The organism is Pedococcus sp. P3_C7 (assembly GCF_056402615.1).
The window spans coordinates 102,215-112,041 of sequence record NZ_JBFUHC010000008.1 but is presented as its reverse complement, the minus strand read 5'-3'; the positions used below and the strand labels follow the sequence as shown (position 1 = coordinate 112,041).

The 9,827-nt window shown below is 71.6% G+C and carries 12 protein-coding genes; 9 read left to right on the top strand and 3 right to left on the bottom strand.

Annotated elements, in window-relative coordinates:
• Positions 1 to 30 precede the first annotated feature (30 nt).
• A complete protein-coding gene (locus AC1DS4_RS12350; protein WP_477633210.1) occupies positions 31 to 678 on the top strand; it encodes an LON peptidase substrate-binding domain-containing protein in 648 nt (215 codons plus the stop codon).
• A 40-nt stretch (positions 679 to 718) separates the two neighbouring features.
• On the top strand, positions 719 to 1,222 hold the full coding sequence (locus tag AC1DS4_RS12345) for a DinB family protein (protein ID WP_477613679.1): 504 nt from the start codon (positions 719 to 721) through the stop codon (positions 1,220 to 1,222).
• Positions 1,223 to 1,267: 45 nt separating this feature from the next.
• Here the strand turns inward: AC1DS4_RS12345 and AC1DS4_RS12340 are convergent, their stop codons facing one another.
• Both AC1DS4_RS12340 and AC1DS4_RS12335 read right to left on the bottom strand, forming a co-directional pair.
• The gene (locus AC1DS4_RS12340) at positions 1,268 to 2,251 is read right to left on the bottom strand and encodes a glycosyl hydrolase (protein ID WP_477633211.1); all 984 of its coding nucleotides are present in this window, start codon (positions 2,249 to 2,251) and stop codon (positions 1,268 to 1,270) included.
• A 101-nt stretch (positions 2,252 to 2,352) separates the two neighbouring features.
• Complete coding sequence (locus tag AC1DS4_RS12335; protein WP_477623870.1) at positions 2,353 to 2,664, bottom strand: DUF2087 domain-containing protein; 312 nt, start codon at positions 2,662 to 2,664, stop codon at positions 2,353 to 2,355.
• Between the two features lie 122 nt (positions 2,665 to 2,786).
• Between AC1DS4_RS12335 and AC1DS4_RS12330 the strand changes: the two genes are divergently transcribed.
• Entirely contained in the window at positions 2,787 to 4,334 is a 1,548-nt protein-coding gene (locus AC1DS4_RS12330) for an HNH endonuclease signature motif containing protein (RefSeq protein ID WP_477633212.1), read from the top strand.
• Positions 4,335 to 4,363: 29 nt separating this feature from the next.
• On the opposite strand, the gene AC1DS4_RS12325 is transcribed toward AC1DS4_RS12330, so the two are convergent.
• Entirely contained in the window at positions 4,364 to 5,047 is a 684-nt protein-coding gene (locus tag AC1DS4_RS12325) for an alpha/beta hydrolase (protein WP_477623868.1), read from the bottom strand.
• Positions 5,048 to 5,183: 136 nt separating this feature from the next.
• On the opposite strand from AC1DS4_RS12325, the gene AC1DS4_RS12320 reads away from it, so the two are divergent.
• From AC1DS4_RS12320 to AC1DS4_RS12295, 6 genes are all read left to right on the top strand, one after another.
• Positions 5,184 to 5,486, top strand: a complete 303-nt coding sequence (locus AC1DS4_RS12320; RefSeq protein ID WP_477613684.1) for an urease subunit gamma — start codon at positions 5,184 to 5,186, stop codon at positions 5,484 to 5,486.
• 66 nt (positions 5,487 to 5,552) lie between these two features.
• A complete protein-coding gene (gene ureB, locus AC1DS4_RS12315; protein ID WP_477623867.1) occupies positions 5,553 to 5,861 on the top strand; it encodes an urease subunit beta in 309 nt (102 codons plus the stop codon).
• Positions 5,854 to 7,563, top strand: coding sequence for an urease subunit alpha (locus AC1DS4_RS12310; RefSeq protein WP_477633213.1), 1,710 nt, complete (start codon positions 5,854 to 5,856; stop codon positions 7,561 to 7,563). Before ureB ends, AC1DS4_RS12310 begins: the two co-directional genes overlap by 8 nt.
• A 13-nt stretch (positions 7,564 to 7,576) precedes the next feature.
• Positions 7,577 to 8,245, top strand: a complete 669-nt coding sequence (locus AC1DS4_RS12305; RefSeq protein ID WP_477623865.1) for an urease accessory protein UreF — start codon at positions 7,577 to 7,579, stop codon at positions 8,243 to 8,245.
• Positions 8,238 to 9,023: an urease accessory protein UreG gene (gene ureG / locus AC1DS4_RS12300; RefSeq protein WP_477633214.1), complete on the top strand. Its 786-nt coding sequence runs from the start codon at positions 8,238 to 8,240 to the stop codon at positions 9,021 to 9,023. The genes AC1DS4_RS12305 and ureG overlap by 8 nt, the downstream gene beginning before the upstream one ends.
• Positions 9,007 to 9,717 carry an urease accessory protein UreD gene (locus AC1DS4_RS12295; protein ID WP_477623863.1) on the top strand — a complete coding sequence of 237 codons (711 nt, stop codon included), beginning with the start codon at positions 9,007 to 9,009 and terminating at the stop codon, positions 9,715 to 9,717. The genes ureG and AC1DS4_RS12295 overlap by 17 nt, the downstream gene beginning before the upstream one ends.
• Positions 9,718 to 9,827: the final 110 nt, after the last annotated feature.

The following is a 9,827-nucleotide window of genomic DNA, read 5'->3' as shown; positions in this document are numbered from 1 at the left end:
CGCCGGGTCGTGGGCACCTACCGTGACGACATGGCGCGGGTCCCGCTCTTTCCGCTCGGCACGGTCCTGGTGCCGGGCGCCGCGCTGCCGCTCCAGGTCTTCGAGCCGCGCTACCTCGAGCTGCTCAGCGACCTGGTGAACTCCATGGAGGTACCGGAGTTCGGCGTCGTGGCGATCCGCCAGGGCCACGAGGTCGGGCCCGACTCGGTGCACGACCTGCACGAGGTGGGCTGCCTGGCCCGGCTGACGAACGCCGCCCCGGTCGGAGACGGTCGCTACCTCGTCCTCAGCACTGGCATCCAGCGCTTCCACCTGGAGGCGCTCGTGCCAGGTGCCGGCACGGCATACCTGATGGGCGAGGTGACCATGCTGGAGGAGAACACCGGCGACGCCGAGGAGGTCGCGGGGCTCGCCGCGCGGCTGCGGCAGGCGCTCCACGAGTACGCCCACACCGTGGGCGCCGACGAGCCCACGTGGCCCTCCGACGCCGCCGAACTCTCGTATGCCGTGGGTGGGGCGGTGGGGCTCGACCTCGGGGAACGGCAGCAGCTCCTCGCCGCCAACGACACCGAGACGCGGCTGCGACTCGGCCTCCAGCTGGTCCGGCGCGAACGGCAGCTGGCCACGATGCTCGGGGTCGTGCCGCCGTCACCGGAGCACGGGTTCAACCTGAACTAAGCGGTGGCGCGCGGCCGGCCGGTGCGACAGGGTTCGGACCATGACGCGAACCGACACCCCGAACGCCTGGGACGAGCGCTCGACGCTGCTGGCGATGCTCCAGTACACCCGGGACACCGCAGCCGAGAAGTGCCACGGCCTCGCCGACGAGCACGTCGGGAGCGCGCCCCTGCCGACCTCACCGCTGATGACGCTCGGCGGGGTCGTCAACCACATGCGCTGGGTGGAGCACTCGTGGATCGAGAACAGGTTCGTCGGTGGACCGGACCTCGGGCCCTGGACCGACGAGGAGCCGGACCGGGAGTTCAGCCTCGGCGCCACCACCCCCCTCGCGCAGACGTTGGAGGAGTATGCCGCGCAGGCAGTCCGCACCGATGCGATAGTCGCCGGGCTCGACCTCGACGACCTCTCGGCCACACCGTTCAGGAGCGGCGAGCGCCCGACCCTGCGCTGGGTGCTGCTGCACCTCGTCGAGGAGAACGCCCGGCACAACGGCCACCTGGACATCCTCCGCGAGCTCGCCGACGGCCGCACCGGAGACTGACCCGCCTCGGGCCCGGCAGCACGGCGGTGGAGGTCGGACGGTGCGTCAGCGGGCGACGAGGTAGCCGTCGGCGTCGAGGGTGACCGGGATGGGGTCGCTGATCTCGAACCCGTCGAGCCCTTGCGGTTCGAGGTTGCGGAACCCGACGAGCACCCACGACCCGTCGCGCTGCTGCACCAGTGGCGCGGCGAACAGGTCTGGCTCCGCCGTGAACGGACGGGCGGCGTCGATGTCCCACGGGCCGAGCGGTCCGGGACCGGGCACCGACCAGGTGCAGTAGCTGCCGGTCCGCTCGATCCGCTCCGGTGTCATCTCCTGCGGGTGGCAGGTGAAGACGAGCACCCACCGGCCGTCGATCTGCTTGTTCTGCAGCACTTCGAGCTGTCCGAAGCCGGCTCCGGGCGCACACAGCGGCTCGCCGAGGGTCCAGGTCTCGAGGTCGGTGCTGGTGGCGTGGGCGATGACCCCGTCGTCGTTGCGCGCCGCTTCCCTGGCCCGGGCGGTGACCAGCATGTGCCAGCCGTCGCCTGCGGGGTCAGCGAAGACGAGCGGGTCGCGCCAGGTCTCGCTCGCCCCCTCCAGATCGGGCCCTTCGGTGGGGGCCGGCGTGTTGGCCAGTGTCTTGTACCAGCGACCGTCCACGCGCACGACGGGGTCGGGGCCGCCCCGCTGCCAGTGCTGCAGGTCGTCGGACACCGCCGAGCCGATCCGCTGGTCGTAGACGTGGTGGCCGGTCGTCGACACCGCGGTGTAGAACATCCGCCACCGCTCCCCGTCGTGGAGCACGGAGCCGGTCCAGATGGCGAGGTCGTCGAACCGACCCGCGCCGCTCTGGTCGGGTCCGAAGCACTCCCCGAGGTCGGTCCAGCTCACGAGGTCCGCGGAGGTGGCGTGCCCCACCCGCGCCGAGGTATGCCGCTTGCCCGGGTCCCCCAGCGCGCGCGGCGCCTGGAGGAAGAACAGGTGGTAGAGGTCGCCGTCGTCAGCGATCCAGGAGTCCCAGACCCACAGGTCATCCAGCCTCAGCATGACCAGAGTGTGGCAGGGCGGAGGCGGTGGCACCCGGCGAAACCAGAGGGTGGTCAGGGGCTGGACAGCGGCCACTGGACGGCCGGGGAGGATGGCCGCTGCTAGGTCCCGACGACTTCTCCGACCGTCCCACCGGCACGCCAGTAGAGACCGTCGCGGCGCTCGAGGAAGCCCTCCTCGACGAGGTAGCGACGCAGGGCGGCGACGTCGTCGTGCCAGCTGCGCAGGATGTTGTTGACCTGGGTTTCGTCATAGGTCTTACCGATCTCGAACTGCTGGGCCAGCTCGTTGAGCACCACCAGCCGTTTGCGGATCTTCGTGGGGATCCTCGACAGCCTCTCGTCCGCCGTGAGGAACGCTCGCAGAATGGCCTCTCGGTCCTTCAGCGCGTCGTCGAGCACGGGTCGATCCATCCACCGACCGTAACCCTCACAGCCTGAAACCCGCAGTCCTTCGAAACCCTCCCTGGCTTCCCGCGAATGGGGAACGCGCGCACGTCCAGCCGTTGTCAGTGGCTTCCCATAGGATCGAACACATGTTCGAAGATGCCCGCACCGTGGAGGCGACCGACCCGGCCGTCCTCGCGAGCGCGCTCTTCACCCTCACCGACGATGAGATCGAGGGCATGTCTCTGGCGCAGGCCGAGGCGTTGACGGTCGCCACCCAGCGCGTCGTGAGCGCCGCGACGGCGCGACAGCGTTCGGCCATGGAGACGGTCGCCCGACGGTGCGACGAGCAGTCCGAGCGCGACGTGGCCGATGGCGTGGCCGTGGGGATGCGCCCCCACCACCTGTCGGGCCACGCGGTCGCCGCTGGCTCGCTGGCCGCCCTCCTCCATGTCTCACCGCGCACCATGTCGACCCGCATCAGCCACGCACGTCGCGTCGTCTGCTCCCTGCCCCAGATCCAGGCACTGGCGTGGTCCGGCGACCTCGAGCCCTACCGCGTGGATGCGGTCGCGTCGGAGTCCCTTGCCGCACCGACCGACCGGTTGCACGAGTTCGAGGCCCGAGTGCTGGAGGGTGGTGCGACCCAGCTCTCCTGCGCCGCTCTCAGGCGTCGAGCGCGTCGCAGCGCCGAGCGGTGCAACCGAGAGGAGGCGGCACAAGCAGCCGAGCGGGCCAGGGCTCGGCGTGACGTCAGCATCCGTCCGGGTGAATGTGCCGGCATGACCCGACTGGTGGTCGACCTGCCGACCCCGACCGCCCTCCGGCTGTGGAGTGCTGTGGACGGGCTCGCCGCGGAGTACGCACGGGCTGAACCGGGTCTGCGGATGGGCGCCGCTCGCGCCGACGCACTGTCCGACCTCATCGAGGCCAACGCGACGATCAGCACCACGATCGAACTGGTCGCACCGATTGACTGCGAGCGGCCGGGCTTCGTCGCGCCTCCCGTATCGACGGCGTGCTTGGGCGTCCGCGACGACGCCCCCGACACAACCGGGATCCACGCCACAGACATCCAGCCGCCGATCCCCAACGCTGCGGACCGCGTCGCCGACGGTCGCGACCCGGCCGAGCCCGGCTCCGCGGGCACCGACGCAGCAGTCGAGCTCACCCCGGTGTCCGGCTGGTACCACGACCTTGGCGGCTGCGAGCAGCTCGACGACGGCGTCCTGCACGACCACGAGGACCGCCTGTGGTTCGTGTCCTCGCACACGGAGGTACCAGTGCTCGGCTCGCTGCTCCCGTCCGACGTGGTCGCCCTGCTGAGCGACCCAGACGTCGTCCTGCGCCTGGCCCGCAGCGACTCTGTCACCGGAGCCGTTCGATGGCAGGACCCGACCATCTACAGACCCGGCGCGGCGACGGCGCGCGCTGTCCGCTCACGGGACGGCACCTGCCGCTTCCCTGGCTGCGCCACCGCGGCCAAGCGGTGCCAGCTCGACCACGTCATCCGTCACCCCGACGGCCCCACCTCCGTCCCCAACCTGCAGTCCCTCTGTGCCACCCATCACGGGTTCAAGCACCATGCCGGGTGGCGGGTCGAGATGGACCCGCTCGGCGTCTGCAAGTGGACCGCCCCGGATGGCCGCACCCACACGACGTGGCCGCTGGACCGCCACGGCTTTAGCGCGGCCTGACCCACCACACCCCTTCTTCTGGCACCCGCTCAGGTGCCGACGTGCAGCGCGGCGCAGAGCTCGACGACGACGTCGGCGACGCGGTCGGGCTCGGCGAGGTGCGTCAGGTGGTGACCAGCCCCCTGACGGACCAGCCAGCCCGCGCTGCGCGCGAAGGCCAGCTCGGCGGCATACGTGTCACCGAAGGCGAGGTATGCCGCCGGCCGCACCGCCCAGCCGCGTGGCACCTGGAGGGGCGTCGTGAAGTAGGCGGGCGACAGGCGTGGCGCCTCGCGGACCACCAGGTCGAGCCAGTCGTCGTCGGGGAAGAGCGCAGCGACGTCGGCGCGGTCCCACCAGAGGGGCCACGGCGGCAGCAGTCCGTCGCACAGCGGCAGGGAGCCGATGAACTCGGCAAAGGCCGGAGGCGCCAGGCGGGTCTCGGACTCACCCACGGCAGGCAGGCCAGCATCCATGAAGATGGTCGGCACGCCAAGATCCAACGCCGCGGCCGGCGCGTAGTACCCGGCATTGCTGTGCGCGACGACCACCGTCGCGCCCTGGTCCGCGACCTGCGACCGGAAGCAGGACAGCACCTCTGACGGGGAGAAGTCGCGGTCCGGTAGCTCGGCGACGGTGGTCGCCATCGCGCCAGCCGTCAGTGCCGCAGCGAGGGGCGCATAGGTCGCCGGACCCAGCAGCGGGCTGGGCAGGACGACAAGACGGGGCGACATCCTCGGCACGCTAGTCCAGCGAAAGTGCTCGACGCGACGGGTCGGTGTGAGTCGGTGTGAGCCCCGGGTGGCGCTGATGAAACGCCCGCGAAACACTGCCTTGGTCTACTGGGCCAGCACCCGCCAAGGAGGCCGCATGCACCTGTCCCCCGCGGACACCGAGAAGCTCCTGCTCGCGGTGGCCGGGATGGTCGCCCGTGACCGGCTCTCGCGCGGCGTGAAGCTCAACCACCCCGAGGCCGTGGCGCTGCTGTCCACCTGGGTCATCGAGCGCGCTCGCGAAGGCTCGACCGTCGCCGACCTGATGGAGCAGGGTCGCGATGTCCTGCACCGCGACCAGGTCATGGAGGGAGTCGCCGAGATGGTCAGCGATGTGCAGGTCGAGGCGACCTTCCCCGATGGTCGCAAGCTCGTGACCCTCCACCACCCGATCGCCTGAGAGAACGGAACTCCGTTGAGCAGCAACAGTTCTGGACCCGGTGCGATCAGGGTCCAGCCAGGCACCGTGACCATCAACGCCGACCGCACCGACGCCGAGCGGCTCACCCTCGTCATCGTGAACACGGGCGACCGTCCCGTGCAGATCGGCTCGCACCTGCACCTGCCCGACAGCAACACGGCGCTGGAGTTCGACCGGGCGGCAGCGTACGGCTTCCGGCTCGACATCCCGAGCGGGACGTCCGTCCGGTTCGAGCCGGGCGTCAGCCGAGAGGTCGCCGCGGTGGCGCTCCGTGGACGACGCCGCGTCCCGGGCCTGCAGGTGCCAGGACAGCGGGTCGGCGAGCGCGGGCCGGACGGTGAGCTCGATGGCTGACCTCGACCGGGAGCGCTACGCGGCGATCTACGGCCCCACCACCGGCGACCAGGTGCGCCTCGGCGACACCGACCTGTGGGTCGAGATCGAGGACGACCTCACGTTCGGGGGCGAAGAAGCAGTCTTCGGTGGGGGCAAGTCCATCCGGGAGTCGATGGCCCAGGGCACCCGCACCAGCGCCGGCGGCGCGCTGGACACCGTCATCACCAACGCGGTCGTGCTCGACCACTGGGGAGTCATCCGCGCCGACGTCGGCATCCGCCACGGCCGCATCGTCGCGCTCGGCCGCAGTGGCAACCCCGACATCGCCGACGGAGTGCACCCCGACCTCGAGATCGGCCCCGGCACCGACGTGATCTCCGGCGAGGGCCGGATCCTCACGGCCGGCGGGGTCGACCTGCACGTCCACTTCCTGTCGACCAGCCAGGTGCACGAGGCGCTCGCCGCAGGGATCACCACGCTCGGCGGCGGCGGTACGGGACCCTCCGAGGGTTCCAAGGCCACGACCGTCACGCCCGGACCGTGGCACCTCCAGTCGGTCCTGCGGGGGCTCGACCACCTCCCGGTCAACCTGCTCCTCATGGGCAAGGGCAACACCGTCAGCGCCGAGGGGCTGCGCGAGCAGGCGCTGGGCGGAGCGGCGGCATACAAGGTGCACGAGGACTGGGGCAGCACCCCGGCCGCCATCGACGCGGCCCTGCGCGCGGCGGACGAGTACGGCCTCCAGGTGGCGCTGCACAGCGACAGCCTCAACGAGGCTGGCTTCGTCGAGTCGACCTTGCGAGCGATCAGTGGGCGGAGCATCCACGCGTTCCACACCGAGGGCGCCGGCGGTGGCCACGCCCCCGACATCATCACCATCGCCGGTCACGCCAACGTGCTACCCGGCTCGACCAACCCGACGCTCCCCCACACCGTCAACACCGTCGCCGAGCACCTCGACATGTTGATGGTCTGTCACCACCTCAACCCGTCCGTGCCGGAGGACCTCGCCTTCGCAGAGAGCAGGATCCGGGCCAGCACCATTGCGGCAGAAGACATCCTGCACGACCTCGGCGCGCTGTCGATGACGAGCTCGGATGCCCAGGCCATGGGGAGGATCGGCGAGGTCGTCACCCGCACGTGGCAGGTGGCCCACGTCATGAAGGCACGCCTCGGCCCCCTGGGCGGCACCATGCCCGCCGACAACGAGCGGGCCCGTCGCTACGTGGCCAAGTACACGATCAACCCGGCCATCGCCCACGGCATCGACCACGAGGTCGGCTCGATCGAAGCGGGCAAGCTCGCCGACCTCGTCCTCTGGGACCCGAAGTTCTTCGGGTGGCGCCCCGACGTCGTCCTCAAGGGAGGAGCGATCGTGTATGCCGCGCTCGGCGACCCGAACGCGTCGATCCCCACGCCCCAGCCGGTCCTCATGCGCCCCGCGCTGGTCGGCGAGGGAGGTGCCGGGGCTGACCACTCACTGGTGTTCGTCGCCCCCGCCGCGCTCCAGGACGGGCTGGGCCAGCGCCTCGGCCTGCGACGCACCCTCACCCCGGTGCGTCCCACCCGGGAGGTCACCAAGGCGGACATGATCAACAACGACACGCTCCCGGTCATCGAGGTCGACCCCGAGTCGTTTGCGATCCGCATCGACGGAGAGCTCGTCGAGCCCGCCCCCGCGACGGAGCTCCCACTCGCCCAACGCTATTCACTCTTCTGAGAGTCGACTGTCGATGCTCCCCCACCCCGAGTTCGCCGCGATGCTGCTGGCCGACGGACGCCTCCCTGTCGGCGCTCACACCCAGTCCTCCGGGCTCGAGCCCGCACTCCTCGGCGGCCTCGAGCCGCGCGACGTCCCCGGACTCATCTCCACCAGGCTGCGCACCGTCGTGCTCGTCGACGCGGCGACGGCCGTCGTGGCGCGCCACCACACCCTGGCCGGCCTGCCCCTCGACGACGTCCAGCTCGCCTGGGCCGCCCGCACCCCCAGCGAGGTGACGCGGGCCGCCTCGGTCTCCGTGGGCCGCGGACAACGCCGCCTGGCGCAGCGGCTCTGGCCCGGCACCGCGACCGCCTCCGCCCTGGCGACGATGCCTGCCCCCGCGCGACCTGTGGCCGTGGGCTCGATGGCTGCCGCCGCGGGCCTGGACGGCGCCCGGACGGCCCGGCTGGTCGCCTACGACGACGTGCAGTCGCTCTGCGCGGCCGCCCTCAAGCTCTGCCCGCTCGACCCCGTCGAGACGACGGAGTGGCTGCTGCACGCAGGGCCCGAGATCGAGGAGGTCGTCGGCGCGGTCGCGCACCTCACCGAGCCGGACGGCATACCCGCGCCGTCAGCGCCGCTCCTGGAGCAGTGGCAGCACGCCCACCCCACCCACCCACGGAGGCTGTTCAGTGCCTGAGACCACCCGGGAGACGACCTCCGAGACGACCCGCGAGACCACGCGTGCCAGCACGCGCGCGTTCCGACTCGGCGTGGCCGGGCCGGTCGGCACGGGCAAGTCCTCGCTCATCGCCATGGTCTGCCGCGAGCTCGGCTCAGAGCTCGAGCTGGGCGTCGTCACCAACGACATCTACACCGACGAGGACGCCCGGATGCTGCGCGCCGCCGGAGTCCTCGACCCCGACCGGATTCGCGCGGTGGAGACCGGCGCATGCCCCCACACCGCGATCCGGGACGACGTGACGGCCAACCTCCTCGCCGTGGAAGACCTCGAAGCCGACTTCGCCCCGCTGGACCTCGTCCTGGTCGAGTCCGGCGGGGACAACCTCACGGCGACGTTCTCGCCCGCCCTGGTCGATGCCCAGATCTTCGTGCTCGACGTTGCCGGCGGCGGCGACGTCGTCCGCAAGGGCGGTCCCGGCATCTCGCGGGCCGACCTGCTCGTGGTCAACAAGACCGACCTGGCGCCGCACGTCGGAGTCGACGCCGACCTGATGCAGCGCGAGGGCCGGGACGCCCGCGACGGACGCCCCGTCATCGGCCTGTCCCGCACGGACGCGGCATCGGTGGCCGAGCTGCGCGCCTGGGTGCTGGCCATGCTCGCGTCCCACCGCGGCGGCCGCCATGTCCCCGTCGACCCCGGCCCCATGGCGCCCCACAGCCACCTCGAACAGGTGCACGGCGACGACGCCCACGCCCACCCCCACGACGGCGGTGAGGGTGTCCACGCACACTGAGGTCAACACCGCCAGGGTCGAGCTCTGGCCGGGTCAGGAGCGCAGCCGGCTGGTGCTGGCCGCCGGCCTGCTGACCCCCCGCGTCGTCCGGCACGACGCGTCCGGCGCCGAGGTCGCCCTCATCGCCACCACCGCCACCCTCCTCGGCGGCGACGCCCTGCGCCTCTGCGTCGACGTGGGCCCCGGCCTGCGGCTCGACCTGCGCGACGTCGCCGGCACCGTGGCCTACCACGGTCGTGGCCTGGGCTGCGTCATCGACGTCTCCCTGCGAGTCCACGCGGGAGGCACGCTCACCTGGGCCTGCCAACCGCTGGTCGTGGCGGATGGTGCCGAGGTCACGCGTAGCCTGCACGTGGACGTCGCCGAGGGAGGCCGGCTCCTGCTGCACGACCAGGTTTCACTGGGACGCAGCGGCCAGGAGGGTGGTCGCCTCGACTGCCACACCACCATGACGTATGCCGGCCGGCCGGCCCTCGTGGAGCACCTCGAGGTGCGAGCGGGGCTGGGCACCGGGGCGCTCGGCACAGCGCGGGTGGTCGACTCGGTGACCGCGATCGGGTGGCGACCCGAGACCCCGCCCGGCCACGCGGCATACCGGCTGCACGAACCGGGAGCGGTGAGCAGGCAGCTGCTGACCCAGGCGCACGACTCGACCCTGGCGGCCCTGTGGGCCGACTGGAACCGCCAGCTCTGACGCCCCGGCAGCTGCCGGCCGCCAATAACGACATGCCCGGGTGTCCGAAATGCGGGTTGCCCGCATGCGGCGACGGCGGCAGTCATACCATGGAAGAACGTCCGCAGGAG

What these genes read in the sequence shown, in the direction of transcription:
- AC1DS4_RS12350 (WP_477633210.1), top strand. Translation starts at nt 31, where the DNA reads ATGGCGCGGGTCCCGCTCTTTCCGCTCGGCACGGTCCTGGTGCCGGGC.
- AC1DS4_RS12310 (WP_477633213.1), top strand. Translation starts at nt 5,854, where the DNA reads ATGGCTGACCTCGACCGGGAGCGCTACGCGGCGATCTACGGCCCCACC.
- AC1DS4_RS12335 (WP_477623870.1), bottom strand. Translation starts at nt 2,664, where the DNA reads ATGGATCGACCCGTGCTCGACGACGCGCTGAAGGACCGAGAGGCCATT.
- AC1DS4_RS12345 (WP_477613679.1), top strand. Translation starts at nt 719, where the DNA reads ATGACGCGAACCGACACCCCGAACGCCTGGGACGAGCGCTCGACGCTG.
- AC1DS4_RS12320 (WP_477613684.1), top strand. Translation starts at nt 5,184, where the DNA reads ATGCACCTGTCCCCCGCGGACACCGAGAAGCTCCTGCTCGCGGTGGCC.
- AC1DS4_RS12305 (WP_477623865.1), top strand. Translation starts at nt 7,577, where the DNA reads ATGCTCCCCCACCCCGAGTTCGCCGCGATGCTGCTGGCCGACGGACGC.
- AC1DS4_RS12330 (WP_477633212.1), top strand. Translation starts at nt 2,787, where the DNA reads ATGTTCGAAGATGCCCGCACCGTGGAGGCGACCGACCCGGCCGTCCTC.
- AC1DS4_RS12325 (WP_477623868.1), bottom strand. Translation starts at nt 5,047, where the DNA reads ATGTCGCCCCGTCTTGTCGTCCTGCCCAGCCCGCTGCTGGGTCCGGCG.
- AC1DS4_RS12340 (WP_477633211.1), bottom strand. Translation starts at nt 2,251, where the DNA reads ATGCTGAGGCTGGATGACCTGTGGGTCTGGGACTCCTGGATCGCTGAC.